The organism is Pseudomonas sp. MWU16-30322 (genome assembly GCF_020515535.1).
Taxonomy (GTDB): Bacteria; Pseudomonadota; Gammaproteobacteria; order Pseudomonadales; family Pseudomonadaceae; genus Aquipseudomonas; species Aquipseudomonas fluorescens_H.
This window is the reverse complement of record NZ_JAIWYL010000005.1, coordinates 215,990-233,155: the sequence shown is the minus strand read 5'-3', so window position 1 is coordinate 233,155 and position 17,166 is coordinate 215,990. Positions and strand designations below refer to the sequence as shown.

Here is a 17,166-nt window from a genome sequence, read left to right as displayed (position 1 = left end):
AACGTCAGCAAAGTCATCAGGCTACCTCACACAGGGCCGTCGGATCGATGGAAAGCGCCAGACGCTGACCGTCGGGATGCAGATCCGCCGCCGAGCGGTTGAGCACGTCCACCACCAGTTCCACGCCGCGCGCTTCGACGCGGTAGCGGATCACGTTGCCGAGCAGGCTGTGGCTGCGGATCTGCGCATCGAGCTCGCCATTGAGGCTCAGCTCGATGGCTTCCGGGCGAATTGCGATACGGTGGTTGATCGGCCGTTGCAACAGCTTCGAGGCGCTGTCGGCGTCAAGCAAGTTGTAGTTGCCGATGAAGCCTGCGGCGAATATGTCCACTGGTGCGGTGTAGAGGGTTTCGGCATCGCCGCTCTGCACGATCTTCCCTTGGTTCATCAGGAAAATCCGGTCGGACATGGTCAGCGCTTCTTCCTGGTCGTGGGTGACGAAAATCGTCGTCAGGCCGAGTTCGCGCTGGATCTGCCGGATCTGCTCGCGCAAGTGTTTGCGAATTCGTGCATCCAGCGCCGACAGCGGTTCATCCAGCAGCAACAGGCGTGGGCGAGTGACCAGCGAGCGGGCGAGGGCAACGCGCTGGCACTGACCGCCGGAAAGCTGATGCGGATAACGACTGGCGAAGTCGTTGAGCTCGACCAGTTTCAACACCTCGGCGACACGTTTGTGGCTGTCGTCGGCATTGACCTTTTGCATGCGCAAGCCGAAGGCGACGTTCTGCTCGACGGTCATGTTGGGGAACAGCGCGTAGCTCTGGAACACCATGCCGATCCCGCGCTTTTGCGGACTCAGCGGCACAATATCGACGCCATCGAGCAGGATCTTGCCGCCATCCACCGGCGTCAGCCCGGCAATGCAGCGCAGCAGGGTGGACTTGCCGCAACCGGAGGGGCCGAGCAAGGTGACGAATTCGCCCTTGTTGATCTCGCAGTTGATGTCGCTGAACACCGTAGTGCCCGCGTAGTTTTTCTGCAGGTGTTGGACGCTGACATAGCTCATTCGCTTTTGTCCTTGTTCAAGATGTTGGCGATCCAGGTCAGGACCAGCACGAAAAAGAAGTACGAGATCACCAGCGCACTGGTGAAGTGGCCGCTGCTGTTGCGCATGTTGTTCAGATACACCTGCAGGGTTTCGTAGCGTGTGCCGACGAGGATGTTGGCGAACACGAACTCACCGAACAGGAACGAGAACGACAGCAGCAGCGCGACCATCAGGCCTTTGCGCAGGTTCGGCAGCACCACCAGGAACGCCGCCTGAAAGGTGCTGGCGCCAAGCAGCTGCGCGGCGTCCATCAGGTCGCGCAGGTTGATCGCCTGCAGGTTGTTGGTGATCGCCCGGTACATGAACGGCAGCGCCACGGTGAAGTAGCAACCGATCAGGATCCACGGCGTACCGACCATCGCCAGCGGCCCGGAACCATAGAGTTGCAACAGCCCGACCGACGACACCACTGGTGGCACCGCGAAGGGCAACAGGATCAGGATGTTCATCAGCGCATCGAGTTTCGGGAAGTGGTAATGCACCACGAACAGCAGAGGCAGGATCAGCACTACCGACAGCACCAGCGCACCGACGCACACCAGCAGCGACTGGCCGAAGGCATGCAGGAAGCGCGGATCGCTCCACAGCTGGATGTACCACTTGAAGGTGAAGCCGCTGGGCAGGATGGTCGCCGACCAGCTGCTGGCGATCGAGTAGATCAGCGTGCCCACCAGCGGCAGCAGCAGGATCGCGAACAGCAGATACACCACGACGCGGTGGTAGATGCCGGCCGGGCCGGATTCAGCGCGAGACATGGTAGCTCCTCTTCAGCAGCAGTTGATGCACGACGGTGACGATAGTCATCAACGCCACCAGCACCACGGCCAAGGCACTGGCGAGATTCGGGTCGAGGGAAATGTCCCCGGAAACCATCGCCGCGATGCGGATCGGCAGTACGTTGAAGTTGCCGGTGGTCAAGGCGTACACCGTGGCGTAGGCGCCGAGGGCGTTGGCCAGCAGGATCACGAAAGTACCGAGCAGCGCCGGGGTCAGCACCGGCAGACCGATGTGCCGCCAGAATTGCCAGCCGTTGGCGCCAAGCAACGCGGCGGATTCGCGCCAGTCTTCACGCAAGGCGTCGAAGGCCGGGTAGAGCAGCAGCACGCCGAGGGGAATCTGGAAGTAGGTGTAGAGGATGATCAGACCGGTTTTCGAGTACAGGTTGAAGTCCTGAATGATCCCGGCCTGCTTGAGCATGATGGTGATGCTGCCGTTGAAACCGAGCAGGATGATGAACGCGAAAGCCAGGGGCACACCGGCGAAGTTGCTGGTCATGTTGGCGAAGGCATTCACGAAGTTGCGCAGTTTCGAGTCGACCCGGCGCAATGAATATGCACCAAGCACGGCGATGATGATGCCGAACACGCTCGACCAGAAACTGATCTCGAGGCTGTACTGGATCGCCTGTAAATAGAACTTCGAGCTGAAGATCTTGCTGAAGTTGGCGAAGCCCCAGCCGAACTCTTCCGATTGCAGGCTGTTGATCATCACCCAGACCAGCGGGGCGATTTCGAACACGATAAAGAACAGCGCGAACGGCACCAGACACAGGGCCGCGAGCCATTTGCCGCGAGTCATGGCGTTCACTTGAGCAGCTCCCGGCACACAGGTTTGTCATGGGGCACGCCGAGCAGTGCGCAGACCGTGCCGCAGATGTCGGTCTGCTTCGGCGCGGCATCAGCATTGAGGCTGAAGGCGTCACCGAGGACGAACAGCGGCACCTGGCGCTCTTCCGGTAGCAAGCCGTTGTGCGAGCGATCGTTGTTCATGCCGTGATCCGCGGTCACCAGCACCTGATAGCCAGCGTCGAGCCAGCCTTGCAGGTAGTCGGCGAGGATGATGTCCGCCGAGCGCGCGCTGTTGCGGTATTGCGCGGAATCGAGGCCGTGCTTGTGGCCGGCGTCGTCGATGTTCATCGGGTGGATCAGCAGGAAATTCGGCGCATGACGCAGGCGCAGGTTTTCCGCGTCGGCGAACAGGTGCGAATCCGGGTAGTGGTCACTCCAGTAGAAGTGCCCGTGCTGGATCGGCAGCGACAGATTGTCGGTATGCCGGTCGCGGGCCGCCACAAACGGCGAGCGGTTGTACAGCTCGCTGACCCAGTGGTAGGCCGCCGCAGCGGTTTTCAGACCGGCGTCGCGGGCGTAGTGATAGATGCTGCGCTGATTGGACAGCCGAGCAACGTTGTTGTGGACGATGCCGCTGTCGATCGGCGGCACACCGGTGAGGATGCATTCGTAAAGCGGTCGGGACAGGGCCGGCAACTCGCACTCCAACTGATAGAGCGCGGCGCGTCCTGCGCCAACGTAAGCCTGCAGATGCCCCATGGCGTGACGCGCGACCTCGTAGTTGAGACCGTCGAGCACGACAAGGATGACGTTGTGCTTCATAGGGGCAAAAACTCCGCGAAATTCAAATAGCTCGAAATCAACTCGACCCCCTGTGGGAGCGGGCTTGCTCGCGAAGGCGTCGGGTCAGTCAACATCATCGTTGAATGACTCACCGCCTTCGCGAGCAAGCCCGCTCCCACATTTGGATCTCCAATGGATCCAGCAGTGGGGATTTACAGGATTACTTCATCTCTACGATGACTTCTTCGTTCCACTTCTGCGGCAAGGCCTTGGAGGTTTTTTCCCAGGCGTCGGCGTCCTTGATCGGCGTGACCTTTTTGTACTGCTCGTTCGGCAGCAGCTTGGCTTTCACGTCCTCCGGCAGTTGCAGGTGATCGGCACGGATCGGACGGGCGTTGCCGCGCGCCAGGTTGGTCTGGCCGGCGTCGCTGAAGATGTATTCGCGGGTCAACTTGGCGGCGTTCGGGTTTTTCGCGTACTTGTTGATGATGGTGGTGTAGCCGGAAATCACCGAGCCATCGGACGGGATCAGCACCACGTAGTCATCCGGGTTGGCCATCTTGGCCTTGTAGCTGAGGCCGTTGAAGTCCCAGACCACGCCGACTTCGATCTCGCCTTTTTCCATGGTGGCGATGGTCGGGTTGGCCATCGACAGGCGACCTTGCTTGGCGATGTCTGCAAACAGCAGCAGGGCCGGCTGGATGTTCTTCTCGTCGCCACCGTTGGCCAGGGCAGCGGCGAGTACGCCGTTGGCGGCTTGCGCGGCGGTGCTCACGTCACCGATGGATACCTTGTATTTGCCGCCCTTGAGGTCAGCCCATTTGGTTGGCACTTCGGAGCCGTGCAGCAGCTTCTTGTTGACGATGAAGGCGATGGTGCCGGTGTAGGCCAGTGCCCAGTTGCCGTCCTTGTCCTTGGCCCAGTCCGGGACTTGATCCCAGGTGCTTGGCTTGTACGGTTGCACCACGCCCTGCTTGACCGCGATCGGGCCGAAGGCGGCACCGACGTCGCCGATGTCGGCGGTGGCATTGTCTTTCTCGGCGGCGAACTTGGCGATTTCCTGGGCCGAGCTCATGTCGGTGTCGATGTGTTTCAGGCCATAGGTCTTGGCCAGATCTTCCCAGGTGCCTTTCCAGTTGGCCCAGTCATCGGGCATGCCGACGCTGTTGACGGCGCCTTCCGCTTTCGCAGCGGCTTCGAGGGTTTTCAAATCGGTACCCGCCGCCATGGCGGAGGTGCACATTGCAATGGTCGAGCCTAACAGTGTTGCCAGGAAAAGCTGTTTCATTCCGAAGCTCCTTGGTCGTGTTCAACGCTGCGATTGCGGTTTGTGTTGGTCTAGGTCAGCAATACCTGAGCCAATTTAAGGGGGCTGGATGACACTTTGATGTCGGCGGTCGCCCGGCAGGCCTTTTATTTGCCCGGTTTCGGCGCTTGCCCGCTAAGCGTAGACCAAGGTCAAAGCCCCGGCAGACAAGGGACTTGGCCGATGTATTGCAAGTCATGAGGGCGACCGTCGGGCAGGTTTGTCATCTCTCGGTCATCTGCACTGCCTAGGCTTGCAACACATGGAAACGGCTTGCAGGCCGTACGGTTTTTGCCCCGAAACAGTGCTGGTCTAGTCCAGATAGGTAACGTTGATGCGCGATGAGGCAACAAAAGCGGTGACAGCGATTGGTCAGGTGTTGCAGGAGCAACTTGATCACGGCCTGCTCGCGCCCGGGAGCAAGTTGCCGGCCGAGCGCAAGCTCAGTGAGTTGTTCGGCACTACGCGCATTACTGTGCGTGAGGCGTTGTTGCAGCTGGAGGCGCAGGGGCAGATTTATCGCGAGGAGCGCCGTGGCTGGTTCGTTTCGCCGCCACGTCTGGCGTACAACCTGATGCAGCGCAGTCACTTTCACGCGATGGTCAGTGCGCAGGGGCGGGTGCCGTCGACCGAGGTGATTTCGGCGCGCTTGCAGCCGGCGTCGGTGGCGGTGTGTGCGTTGTTGCAGTTACCTGCTTTGTCGAGCGTGATTCAGATTTGTCGGTCGCGGCGGATTGATGGGCGGCTGGTGTTGTATGTGGAGCATTATCTGAACCCGCAGTATTTTCCGGGGATTCTGGGGTTTGATTTGAATCAGTCGATGACCGAGTTGTATGCGCGGCATTACGATTTGCACTATGGGCGGGTGCGGTTCGAGATTGTGCCGACGTCGTTGTCGGTGGATGCAGCGGCGGCTTTGCGTGTTTCTGTGGGGAGTCCGGGGTTAAGGATTGCTCGGGTCAATTATGATCAGCATGAGCGGTTGATTGATTGTGATCTGGAGTTTTGGCGGCATGATGCGATTCATGTCGGTGTGGATGTTGTTTGATCGTTTTGGGTGAATATCCGTTGCTGCGGTAACGGCTGCTTAGGGTTTCGCCCTTACGGCGAGTCACTTTTCCAGACGCCGAAAAGTAACCAAAAGGCTTGGCCCCGGCGTTCGGCCCTCGCTTAGGCTCGGGTACCTTCGTTGCGGGATTCATCCGGGTGCATCGCCTCCGGTTTGCTTCGCTGCACCTCCTCTCGATGTGTTTGGCTGCGCCAAACGGTCGCTGCGCTCCCACCCCCGGATAAACCCCTCCACTCAGCCTGCCGATGGGGCCGGCACGGCAAGATCAAGAGCTGCAGCCGAGCTTGCGCTCATCCTGTTGAGTGGTGAAAAGCATGTGGTCGGCTTTTGCTTTTCTGTAGGAGTGAGCCTGCTCGCGATGGCGGCCTGACAGCCGACCAATCCCTCGCTGAATGAACCCAATCCACCTGTGGGAGCGGGCTTGCTCGCGAAGTCGCCCGCACAATCACCCCATCTCTATCTGGCAGACTCAGCATTCCCATACAAATAATCCGTCGCCAGTGACGCCATCGTCCTCACCCCAACCACCAGCGCCGATTCATCCACAAAGAATCCCGGATTGTGATTGGGCGCAGCTTTGCTCATGTCCTGATCCCGTGGCGTCACCCCGAGAAACACAAACAGCCCCGGCACTTCCTTGGCAAAGAACGAGAAGTCTTCCGCGCCGCCCACCAGCGGTGCATTGACCACGTCATTCTTGGCCGCCCACTTCAACGTCGGCAGCATTTTCTCCGTCAGTGCCGGGTTGTTAATCGTGGGGTCGTATTTTTCGATGATGGTCACGTCGGCTTTCGCGCCGCCGCTTTCGGCGATTTTTTCGATGGTCTGGCGAACGTCGCTGTGCAGTTTCTGGCGGATGCCGTAGTCGTAGGAGCGGATGGTGCCGCTCATGTCGACAGACTCAGGAATGATGTTGTAGCGGGTGCCGCCATTGATGGTGCCGATGCTGACCACCGACGGGTAGGACGAAATGTCGGTGCGCCGGCTGACCACTGTTTGCAGGCCGACGATGGTTTGTGCGCCGACGGTGATCGGGTCGATGCCGTCCCACGGGCGGCCGGCGTGGGTTTGTTTGCCGAGGATTTTGATGCGCAGGTCGTCGGAGCTGGCCAGGGTCGGGCCGGGGCGGTAGGCGATCTGGCCGGCGGGGACGCCGGCCCAGACGTGCAGGCCGAACACGGCGTCGGGTTTGGGGGATTTCATCACGCCTTCCTCGACCATCATTTTCGCACCCCAGGTGTTTTTGCCGTCGGGGATGAAGTCGCTCGGGCCTTCTTCGGCGGGCTGGAAGTAGAACACCACGGTGCCGGGGAGGGTGTCGCGCATGCCTGTGAGAATTTTCGCCGTGCTCAGCAGGATCGCGGTGTGGGCGTCGTGGCCGCAGGCGTGCATCACGTCGACTTCTTTGTCCAGATAAGTGCCTTTGGCTTTCGAGGCGAAGGGCAGGTCGGCGACTTCCTTGACCGGCAGCGCGTCCATGTCGGCGCGCAGGGCGACGGTCGGGCCGGGCAGGGCGCCCTTGAGGATCGCGACCACGCCGGTGCGGGCGACGTTGGTTTTGACTTCCAGGCCCATGGCCTTCAGTTGTCTGGCGACCAGTTCCGCAGTGCGTTTCTCGGTGTTGCCCAGTTCCGGGTGCGCGTGGATGTCGCGGCGGGTTTCCAGCAGTTCCGGTTCAAGTGCCTTGGCTTGTGTGGCGATCTGTTCGCGGGTGCTGTCCAGGGTGGCGGCGCTGGCGGTGCCGGCCAGCAGGGTGAGCAGAACGGTCTGGGCGATACGTGTCAGCTGCATCGGATTTCTCCATGGTTATTGTTTTTCTGGCTTCCCTGCCTGTGACAAAAAAACCGGTGGGTAAGTTTAGGGGCAACGGAGTATCGCGCGTGAAGTTTTCGAAAGTGTGCATGTTCATTAATTGGGTCGGGAATTTTCCTACTGCCTTATCGGCTTGGTCTGGCGTGACAGAAAAATAAAAAGCAATAACTATATACCGCACGCCGCAGCATTTATTTCAATAAATTTCTCCGCAGTCCAGGCGATGTGGTCGACAAGTTGTCGATTTCGTTTGCCTGGAAACGACGGCGCGAATAATCCAGGGAGGATATATAAATGCTGCGTAATGGAATAACGCTTCCAGTGTCAGAGGTGAACCCGGATAAACAAGATGTATATATACATTACTTAGGGAGGGGTGATGGTTCGGGGCGAAATGTTGATTTCGCCCCGCTTGATGAAATTCTGGATATGGAAAGTGCTTACAAGTCTTTTTCCGAAAGCCTTGCTGAAGTACTTGAAGTTGAACTTGCGAATGTCAGAAATGGAGGTGATTCAGTTCCACTCCCTCCGCTAGAGGCCTTAGCGCGAGAGATGCGCTTTAGAGATTCACTGATTGTCCGCAAATACACGGCTCTGTTGTCGACACAGGATGTCGCCATTCAGCGATTCGGTCATGCACAAGTTGAAAAGTTTTATAACAGCGGCCGCCTGCCACAGGTAAACCGGCGAGGCTCCGGCGCCACTGTGCGGCAAGCCTACAGTGCATTGTTTAACGCCAAGTTGCTGGTTGAAGGCATTGGCTTGTTAAACACTCAATCCGCAAGGGTCAGGGAGGTCATTACCGTCGTACAAGCGCAAGAGACTGCGCGAATTGCCCAGGAGCAGGCGCGGTTGGCGGCGGAACACGCCCAGCAGCTTGCTCAGGAACAGGTCCGTGCAGCACAGGATCAAGCGCGCCGGATGGCGGAAGAGTTAGCGCGTATTGCCGCCGCCGATGAAATCAAGCGAGTGGCAGAAGAGCAAGCCCGTTTGGCGGCGCACGCCCGGGAGCAGAAGCTCGCCGAGGAACGGGCAGCGCTTGAGGCGGAAGCTGAAGCACACAGGCTCGCAGAGGAAAAGCGCCGACTGGAAGAAGTCGAACAGGCCAATCGCTCGCTTGAAGACCAGCGACCAAGTCTGGGTCATGGCATACCCCTGCGCCTTCAGGGCAATGTCGCCAACGCCCAGTTGGTCTTTGCGACATCCCGTGGCGCGGTGGCCATTGCTGACAACCTGATGGCGGGATTAGCTGCCGCCATTCGCTCGGCGGTTGGGGAGTTGGCTGGACTGGCTGCAGGAGCGGCGTCTGGCCTGATGGTGGGTGTGGGTGCGTTCATCTACTCACCGACACTGGGCAATGGTGAGTTGCCCGAGCGCTTCTTGCTTAGCCATCCGTTATCGGACCTGCTACCCGGGCCTATGCCGGATCTGCACAGGCTGGCAAGCGAAAGGGCATTGCTGGATTTACCAGTACGTTTAAGTCCCCGGCCATTGACAGGCAATCTGGCGGAACTGCTGGTTGTTCCGGTAGGCGGCAAAAGACTCTTTTCCGGTGTGCGGGTGATTGCAGCGGGCTATAACCCCGGGGATAACACTTACGACACCACGCTTACTGACCTTCCGCCAACAACCGTGGTCTGGACGCCAATAGTTGCGCCGACCGACAGCTCAACGCAGTTGCCCGCCGAGGAGTCAGCTCCACCACGATACTTCGGCGGCAATCTCGTCCCGATTGAAGGGCGGATCGATACCTATCCCGTCCCGGGCAACATTCACTTCGACGACTTCATTCTCGTCTTCCCGCCGGAGTCGGGGCTGCCACCGCAGTACGTCATGTTCCGGGATCGTCGGAATGACGCGGGAGTGGCCAGCGGCTATGGCGAGCCGGTTGTGGGTCGATGGCTTGAGGCGGCTGCGCAAGGTGAGGGGGCGGCCATTCCATCGGAGATCGCTGAGAAGTTGAGAGGGAGGCAGTTCAAAAGCTTCAGGGCTTTTAGAGAGAGATTGTGGAAGGCTGTTTTCCACGAGGAAAGGTTAGCTGAGTTGTTTAATGCGGCGAGTTTAAGCGAAATGAAAAAAGGAAAAGCTCCGGTAGTAAGGGAGAGTGATTCTGTGGGAGCAAGAGTGAAGTACGAACTGCATCATAAGTTGGGGTTGGCAGAGGGTGGAGATTTATATAATGCTGACAATATAAGTATTGTCAGCCCTAAGGCGCATATTGAAATTCATAAAGGGCTTTGATGTGAAATCGATACAGGAAATGAGTGAAGAAAGTTTTCTTGAGTTTGTCAGAAAAATCTATAACTCAGGGTTTCGTACAGAAAAACAGCAAATTGCTGCCATTCTTGAGTTTAAGCGGCTGGTTGAGCATCCTTCTGGCTCAGATTTGATCTACTACCCGGAAGAAGGTAAGGATGGGCCTGAGAAAGTTGTAGTCGAGGTGAAGAAGTGGCGCTCCGCTAACGGTAAACCTGGTTTCAAAGATCAATAGAAACTCCCCCCCTATTGGCACTACCAGCCAATAGGGGCACGCTCAGGTTCAGTTTTCCTTTTTGTGCTCCGCGCCCGGCGTGATCACCTGCACGCTCATCCGTGGCGTCGCCAGATCCAGTCCTGCCTCATCCAGATGGCGCTTGAGCGACAGGTTGAACGCCCGCGAAACTTCCCACTGTTTGATCGGCGCAGTCTTGAACCGCGCGCGCAGAATCGCGCTGCCGGACTCGAAGCTTTCCACGCCCTGGATCTCCAGCGGCGACCAGATGTTGCGCCGCTGCAGCGGGTCGGTGCGCATTTTCTGACCGACTTCGCGCATCAGTTTGATCGCGTCATCGATTTCCATGTTGTACGGCACCGCCACGCGGAAGATCGCGTAGCCGAATTCCCTGGAGTAGTTCTTGATGCTTTTGATTTCGCTGAACGGGATGGTGTGGACGATGCCGTCGATGTCGCGCAGGCGCACGGTGCGGATGGTCAGGCCTTCGACGGTGCCGAGGTGGCCGCCGACGTCGACGTAATCGTCGATCGCCAGCGAGTCTTCGATGATGATGAACAGGCCGGTGATCAGGTCCGCCACCAGCGACTGTGCACCGAAACCGATGGCCAGACCGATCACACCGGCACCGGCCAGCAGCGGGGTGACGTTCATGCCCATGTTCGCCAGGGCGACGATCAGCGCAATGATGAAAATCGCCACGAACAGCACGTTGCGGATCAGCGGCATCATCGTTTGTGCGCGGGCATTGGCCAGGCCTTTGCGCGAGCGGGTAAGGGCGTGATGCACGGCGGTGTCGGCGAGGATCCAGATCAGCCAGGAGAAAATCAGCGTGCCGATCAGGCTGAACAGTTTGACGCTGACGTCGTGCCCTTCGCCCTCGGCAAAACCGATCAGCGACTTGCCCCACACGCGCAGGCCGAGTTCGATGAAGGTCAGCCACACCAACAGGTGGGCGAGGGTGTAGAAGAAGCTTTTCAGGCGTTCCGAATACAGCGCATGACGCTTCGGCCCGCGCTGCGGTTTGAGCGAGTGACGGCGGACGAGGCCGTTGATCACCATGCACATCACCAGCAGCACCGTGCAGATCAGCGACTGACGCAGGGCGGTGCTGGTGTCGCCGGCGGAGACGAAGGTGGCGAACAGCGAGATGCCGACCAGCACCAGCGCCGGCACGTACCAGAAGGTGCCGAGGATATCGATGGTGTCGCTGAGGGCGCGGCGGGTCAGGCGACGGGACAATGGCTGGTTGCGGATCAGGTGCGCGATCGGCCGGCGGAAACGCAGGATGAACAGACCGGTGAACAGCGCCGCGAGGACATTGGTGATGGTTGCGGTGGTGTGCGCCAGGTGCACGCCGAGGCTCTCGACCAGGCGCGGGTCGTTCAGCGCCTCACCGAACGCGGCGAAGCTGCCGATCAGCCACAACGGGCGGAAGGCTTGATGGCGCAGGATATACAGCGCCCGGTGCCGGTGCGGGCCGTCGAGCAGCGAAAAGGCGATCACGCAAATCGCCGAGAAACAGGTGCCGACCACCAGCGCGTAAGCCAGCACCATCGCCAGGCTTTTACCCAGCGACGAGGGCAGCGCGTAGCTCATATAGACGGTGATGACCAACGCAATCAGCCATGGGCCGAGTTTGCGCAGGGCGAAGCGCAGCATATCGAGGGCCTTGGGGTGTTGCGGCAGTTCTTCGGTCAGGCCGAAGCGCATGCGCACCCGGTGCCCGAGCCAGATCAGCGCGGCGGCGAGCAGGCTCCAGACCATCAGGATTACCGCGAAGCCGAAGATGATCGGCAGCCATTCGCTGGCCGGCAGCATCAGGGCGTCGAGTTCGTCCTTGGCCAGATCGAATTCATTGGACCAGCGGGTGAGCGGGCTGTCGGCACCGGAGAACTGCTGTTCGAAACTGGCCAGGGTACCGCCGATCAGGCCCAGCACACCTTCTCCCGGTGAGGCCTGGGCTTTCTTGGTGACGTCGCGCAGCTTTTTAAGATCGGTCAGCAACTGGGCGCGTTGCTTGTCGTTTTCCAGCGACTTGATGACTTCATCCAGCGATTGACCCAGCGGCTCTTGCGCTTCTGGCTGGGTCTTGGTGGTGTTGAGCAGGCCCGGCAAACCGGCCGCATGGGCAGGGGCCAGCGGCAGCAGCGTCATCAGGCAGACAAGGAACAGGCAGGGCAGAGCAAACAGACGAGCGAACACTAGGCGGTCAACCTCGCAAAGGGGCGAATTGAGCGAGTGTACGAGGCAGCCAGAATCAATGCGAGCCGGGCGCGGATTTATTCGTTGAGTTTGGCGAGGATCTTGTAGACCACGGTCGCCAGGATCATCAGCATGCCGATCCACATGGCAAAGACGCCGGCGTTCTTGTCGCGGAAGTTGAAGCCGATCGCCAGCAGGATCATCCCGCTCAGGATCGGAATGAGCATGGCGTGGAAGGAGGACATCGAAATCATGGTGACTGCCTTGTCGAAATGAATGATGTAAGTCTAGGTCGCTTTTGGCGGAGCGGTTCTGATGTGTATCAGAATTGAGTCAGTCCAATGATGAAATTGTGTTGTCTGGACTGCCGCTTTCGCGAGCAAGCCCGCTCCCACAGGTTGAAATGCATTCCAATGTGGGAGCGGGCTTGCTCGCGAAGCTTTTCAGCTTTTACGGCAATTCGCGACTGGCGTAGAACGCGCTCAGCACTTTGACCAGGTGCGCCAGATCGTGGCTGCCGCACAGTTCGCGGATCGAGTGCATGGCGAAGGTCGGCAGGCCTATATCCACGGTGCGCACGCCCAGGTGGCTGGCGGTGATCGGGCCGATGGTCGAGCCGCAGCCCATGTCACTGCGCACCACGAAGCTCTGCACCGGCACTTCTTCGGCCATGCACAGGTGGCGGAAGAACCCGGCGGTTTCGCTGTTGGTGGCGTAGCGCTGGTTGCTGTTGACCTTGATCACCGGGCCGGCGTTGAGTTTCGGGCCGTGGTTGGCGTCGTGCTTCTCGGCGTAGTTCGGGTGCACGCCGTGGGCATTGTCGGCCGAGACCAGCAGCGATTTCTGGATGGTGCGGACGAACTCGTCACCTTCTGGCAGCAGACGGCGCAGGGTCTGTTCGAGCATCGGGCCATCGGCACCGCAGGCCGAGCAGGAGCCGACTTCTTCGTGGTCGTTGCACACCAGCACGCAGGTTTCTTCGGTGTCGGCGGTGAGCAGGGCTTGCAGGCCGGCGTAGCACGACAGCAGGTTGTCCAGGCGCGCACCGGCGATGAAGTCGCCGTGCAGGCCGATGATCGCAGCGCTTTGGGTGTCGTAGAAGCTCAGTTCGTAATCCAGCACCACGTCGGCGTTCAGGCCATGTTCGCGGGCCAGTTGATCGGTCAGTACGGCGCGGAAGTCGACGCGCTCGTCACCGGCGAACTGCGCGAGGATCGGTGGCAGCTCGGTCTGCGCGTTGATTGCCCAACCCTGATTGGCTTCACGGTTGAGGTGAATCGCCAGGTTGGGAATGATCGCGATCGGTGCCTTGAAGTCGATCAGCTGGCTTTCGACCTTGCCGTCGCGACGGAAGGTGACGCGGCCGGCCAGCGACAGGTCGCGGTCGAACCACGGCGCGAGCAGCGCGCCGCCGTAGACTTCAACGCCCAGTTGCCAGAAACCCTGACGTTGCAGTTCCGGTTGTGGCTTGACCCGCAGGCAGGGGCTGTCGGTGTGGGCGCCGACCAGACGGATACCGTCGTGCAGCGGCGAGTTGCGGCCCATTTTGATCGCGACGATCGAGGAGTCGTTACGGGTGACGTAGTAGCGGCCGTTGGCCTCGGTAGTCCACGGCTCGCGCTCGTCGAGGCGCACATAACCGGCGGCCTCCAGACGCTGGACAAGGCTGGCAGTGGCGTGGAACGGGGTAGGGGAGGCCTTGAGAAAGTCGATCAGGCCTTGGTTCAACTCTTCGCGCATAAGAAGCTCCAGACAGCAATGGGCGCGAGTTTAACGCATCGGCCCGGGAATTGAATCCGGACAGGATCGGGGTGGGAGCGGGCTTGCTCGCGAAAGCGGTGGGTCAGATGCAGATTTTTTGGATGACACACCGCTTTCGCGAGCAAGCCCGCTCCCACAGGGAGTGATGTGGATCAGCGGGCGGCTACGCGTTTTTTCAAATAGTTCATGATGACTTTTTCATCTTCCGGTTTATCCGGACGCGGCAACTGTTGCGGCCAGGACTTCTGGCTCAGCAGTTTTTTCTGCTGGCTCTCGTCCCAACGCAGAATTTCCCGGGAAGCACATTCCCACCATTCGTGCCGGCAAACGCTGTAGTACGGATCTTCCGGCGCAGCGCTGCCGTACAGCAGATCGCGACCGACCTTGCGCAACGCACCTTTCTGATTGCGCAGCTTCCATTTGATTTTCAATCGGCGCCAGGCCGACGGGAACGGTTTGACCCGTGGCACGTCGGTACACAGATCCACCAGGCGCTGGCTGAACTGCTCGCCGTGCTGGGAGAAGAAGTACGACTGCATCGCGTGGAAGAAACGTTTTTCCGCGAAGTAGTGGTAGACGTGTTTGCGCGCCTCTACCACCTGACGCTTGCGCATGGCGTACGACAGCGCGATCTGCTCAATGGTATGGATTTCGAAGCCGCCGAGTGTCCATTCATCGATCAGCCGGATCGATTCCTCGAATAGAGCAGAATCACTGTCGGTCACGCCGCACAAACCGCTGTTGTAGAGCTTGAAACCGTTATCCGGCGTCACACCGTGCACGCGCAGATCGCGGCCGAGTTTCTGATAGTCGCTGCGCTGGTGCACATCTTTCCAGTTGTACTCGAAGCGATCCATCACCGAACGGTTAGGCTCGATGAACTTGAACAGACAGTTCGGGTGGCGGGTGAACAGGGTGTCGGTGTCGACGAACAGGGTCTTTTCCGCCCATTGCATACCGGCGGCGATGGCGCAGGCCTTGCGTCGGTGGTGATAGCCATGAGTGCCTTGCCAGCGGGTCTGGGTCGCTTCGTCCAGCAACACCGTGTCGACCGGCCAGCCGGCGTAGTCTTCGGGGCGATCGGTGAGAATCCTGATGGCCGGCCGGTCGCCGTTTTTGGCTTGGGACAGCGCGGTCAGGATGCTGAACTTGGCTTCGCGCCGGTATACATCCTGATTGCCGTAAACCAGGTAAAGCAGTTGATGACGAACTTTCCTGTGGGGTGTTACCAGGGAATCAATACAACTCATCCGAAACTAAATCCTTGTCTTAACTACAGTATTGCCGCTCAGGCAGTACTTAAAACGGTGCCGGGCATTCGAAACGCAGACGCTCGCCGGTTTGCGGGTGGGTGAAGCTCAGCATGCTCGCGTGCAGACACAGGCGAGGCCACGCCGCCAGGGCCTGTTCGTGGGCGTAGAGGCCGTCGCCCAGCAGCGGGTGACCGATGGACAGCATGTGTACGCGCAACTGGTGCGAGCGACCGGTAATCGGCGTCAGTTCCACGCGGCACCAATCGCCACAACGCTCAAGCACGCGCCAGAAGGTCAGTGCATGCTTGCCGAATTCGTGGTCGACCACGTGCCGCGGTTTGGTCGGCGGATCGTAGCGCAGGGGCAGGTCAATGCTGCCGCTGTCCAGTTCCGGCTGACCCCAAGCGAGGGCGGTGTAGGCCTTTTCGGTTTCACGATCGTGAAACTGGCGGGACAGTTCGCGATGGGTATCGGGGTCTCGGGCCAGCAGAATGATGCCGGAGGTTTCCCAGTCCAGGCGATGGACGATGCGCGCTTCCGGGTAGCCGTTTTCCTGCAGGCGAGTGATCAGGCAATCCTTGTTGTCGTCGGCGCGACCGGGCACCGAGAGCAGCAACGTCGGTTTGTCGACCACCAGTACGGCGGCGTCCTGATGAATGATGCGGATGTTGGACAGCGGCATTAAAACAGCCTCGTAACAAATGCCAACGGCGGCTCAGGGCCATTCCGCAAGGGGAATGGCCCTGAGCCGCCGCCGTTCCTGCCGGATCGACTCAGCGATCTGGCAGGGTGATGTTGAGTTCCAGAATCGAGCAACTGCCCTGGCTTTCCAGTGCAACATGTACGTCGTCGTTGCCGATGTTGACGTACTTGCGGATCACGTCGACCAGTTCCTTCTGCAAGGCTGGCAAGTAATCCGGCGTGCTGCGCTGGCCGCGCTCATGCGCCACGATGATCTGTAGACGCTCTTTCGCTACCGAGGCGGTACTTGGCTTTTTGTTGGCACGAAAGAAGTCAAAAAGGTTCATTACCTACCTCCAAACAGGCGCTCGAAGAATCCCTTCTTCGTAACATCGAGGAAACGATGTTCTTTTTCTTTGCCCAGCAGACGATCAACGGCATCGCTGTACGCCTGACCGGCATCGCTCTGGTCGTCGAGAATCACCGGGACGCCCGAGTTGGAAGCTTTCAGGACCGCTTGCGACTCAGGGATGACGCCCAGCAGGGTCACGGCCAGAATTTCCTTCACGTCTTCGACGCCCAGCATCTCGCCATCGCTGACGCGCTGTGGGTTGTAACGGGTCAGCAGGAGGTGTTCCTTGATCGGCTCTTCGCCGTTTTCGGCGCGACGCGATTTGCTGGCCAGCAGGCCCAGCATGCGGTCGGAGTCACGTACCGAGGACACTTCCGGGTTGGTCACGATGATCGCTTCGTCGGCGAAGTACATGGCCAGGTGCGCACCTTTCTCGATGCCCGCCGGGGAGTCGCAAACGACGAAGTCGAAGTCTTCCTTGAGCGCCATCAGGACTTTTTCCACGCCTTCGACGGTCAGCGCGTCTTTGTCGCGGGTCTGGCTGGCGGCCAGCACGTAGAGGTTTTCCAGGCGCTTGTCTTTGATCAGGGCCTGCTGCAGGTTGGCTTCGCCGTTGACCACGTTGACGAAGTCGTACACCACGCGACGCTCGCAACCCATGATCAGGTCGAGGTTACGCAAGCCCACGTCGAAGTCGACGATCACTGTTTTGTGGCCGCGCAGAGCGAGGCCGGTACCGATAGCGGCGCTGGTGGTGGTCTTACCCACACCACCCTTGCCGGATGTAACCACGAGAATCTTGGCCAAGGTGTTTCACCCCTAAGGAAGAAGGACTTT

At 59.5% G+C, this 17,166-nt stretch carries 16 protein-coding genes; 3 read left to right on the top strand and 13 right to left on the bottom strand.

What is annotated here, in order from left to right; translation table 11 throughout:
- Window positions 1–16: 16 nt before the first annotated feature.
- The 5 genes from LCH64_RS12180 to LCH64_RS12160 form a co-directional block, all read right to left on the bottom strand.
- Entirely contained in the window at window positions 17–1,006 is a 990-nt protein-coding gene (locus LCH64_RS12180) for an ABC transporter ATP-binding protein (protein ID WP_003223124.1), read from the bottom strand.
- Window positions 1,003–1,803, bottom strand: coding sequence for an ABC transporter permease (locus tag LCH64_RS12175; protein WP_226500386.1), 801 nt, complete (start codon window positions 1,801–1,803; stop codon window positions 1,003–1,005). The genes LCH64_RS12180 and LCH64_RS12175 overlap by 4 nt, the downstream gene beginning before the upstream one ends.
- Entirely contained in the window at window positions 1,790–2,626 is an 837-nt protein-coding gene (locus LCH64_RS12170) for an ABC transporter permease subunit (RefSeq protein WP_163005303.1), read from the bottom strand. The genes LCH64_RS12175 and LCH64_RS12170 overlap by 14 nt, the downstream gene beginning before the upstream one ends.
- Window positions 2,627–2,631: 5 nt before the next feature.
- A complete protein-coding gene (locus LCH64_RS12165; RefSeq protein ID WP_003223127.1) occupies window positions 2,632–3,438 on the bottom strand; it encodes an alkaline phosphatase family protein in 807 nt (268 codons plus the stop codon).
- A gap of 181 nt (window positions 3,439–3,619) precedes the next feature.
- Window positions 3,620–4,687 carry an ABC transporter substrate-binding protein gene (locus tag LCH64_RS12160; protein ID WP_003223128.1) on the bottom strand — a complete coding sequence of 356 codons (1,068 nt, stop codon included), beginning with the start codon at window positions 4,685–4,687 and terminating at the stop codon, window positions 3,620–3,622.
- 352 nt (window positions 4,688–5,039) lie between these two features.
- On the opposite strand from LCH64_RS12160, the gene LCH64_RS12155 reads away from it, so the two are divergent.
- The gene (locus LCH64_RS12155) at window positions 5,040–5,753 is read left to right on the top strand and encodes a UTRA domain-containing protein (protein WP_025113378.1); all 714 of its coding nucleotides are present in this window, start codon (window positions 5,040–5,042) and stop codon (window positions 5,751–5,753) included.
- A 477-nt stretch (window positions 5,754–6,230) separates the two neighbouring features.
- Here the strand turns inward: LCH64_RS12155 and LCH64_RS12150 are convergent, their stop codons facing one another.
- Entirely contained in the window at window positions 6,231–7,565 is a 1,335-nt protein-coding gene (locus LCH64_RS12150; RefSeq protein ID WP_226500385.1) for an amidohydrolase, read from the bottom strand.
- Window positions 7,566–7,880: 315 nt separating this feature from the next.
- Between LCH64_RS12150 and LCH64_RS12145 the strand changes: the two genes are divergently transcribed.
- Together LCH64_RS12145 and LCH64_RS12140 are read left to right on the top strand one after the other, a co-directional pair.
- Window positions 7,881–9,827, top strand: a complete 1,947-nt coding sequence (locus LCH64_RS12145) for an S-type pyocin domain-containing protein (RefSeq protein WP_226500384.1) — start codon at window positions 7,881–7,883, stop codon at window positions 9,825–9,827.
- A 19-nt stretch (window positions 9,828–9,846) separates the two neighbouring features.
- A complete protein-coding gene (locus tag LCH64_RS12140) occupies window positions 9,847–10,077 on the top strand; it encodes a bacteriocin immunity protein (protein WP_260525054.1) in 231 nt (76 codons plus the stop codon).
- A 48-nt stretch (window positions 10,078–10,125) separates the two neighbouring features.
- Here LCH64_RS12140 and LCH64_RS12135 read toward each other — a convergent pair whose 3' ends face one another.
- The 7 genes from LCH64_RS12135 to minD all read right to left on the bottom strand — a co-directional run bounded on the left by LCH64_RS12135 (window position 10,126) and on the right by minD (window position 17,136).
- Entirely contained in the window at window positions 10,126–12,282 is a 2,157-nt protein-coding gene (locus tag LCH64_RS12135; protein ID WP_226500383.1) for a mechanosensitive ion channel family protein, read from the bottom strand.
- Between the two features lie 77 nt (window positions 12,283–12,359).
- Window positions 12,360–12,536 carry a hypothetical protein gene (locus LCH64_RS12130; RefSeq protein WP_016773747.1) on the bottom strand — a complete coding sequence of 59 codons (177 nt, stop codon included), beginning with the start codon at window positions 12,534–12,536 and terminating at the stop codon, window positions 12,360–12,362.
- Between the two features lie 196 nt (window positions 12,537–12,732).
- Entirely contained in the window at window positions 12,733–14,022 is a 1,290-nt protein-coding gene (locus tag LCH64_RS12125; RefSeq protein ID WP_003223140.1) for a M18 family aminopeptidase, read from the bottom strand.
- Between the two features lie 173 nt (window positions 14,023–14,195).
- A complete protein-coding gene (locus tag LCH64_RS12120) occupies window positions 14,196–15,293 on the bottom strand; it encodes a hypothetical protein (protein WP_226500382.1) in 1,098 nt (365 codons plus the stop codon).
- A gap of 49 nt (window positions 15,294–15,342) precedes the next feature.
- The gene (locus LCH64_RS12115; RefSeq protein WP_003223144.1) at window positions 15,343–15,978 is read right to left on the bottom strand and encodes an RluA family pseudouridine synthase; all 636 of its coding nucleotides are present in this window, start codon (window positions 15,976–15,978) and stop codon (window positions 15,343–15,345) included.
- A 91-nt stretch (window positions 15,979–16,069) separates the two neighbouring features.
- Window positions 16,070–16,324 (bottom strand): cell division topological specificity factor MinE, encoded by a 255-nt coding sequence (gene minE / locus LCH64_RS12110; RefSeq protein ID WP_003223146.1) that lies wholly within the window; start codon window positions 16,322–16,324, stop codon window positions 16,070–16,072.
- The gene (gene minD / locus LCH64_RS12105) at window positions 16,324–17,136 is read right to left on the bottom strand and encodes a septum site-determining protein MinD (RefSeq protein WP_003223148.1); all 813 of its coding nucleotides are present in this window, start codon (window positions 17,134–17,136) and stop codon (window positions 16,324–16,326) included. The genes minE and minD overlap by 1 nt, the downstream gene beginning before the upstream one ends.
- Window positions 17,137–17,166 lie beyond the last annotated feature (30 nt).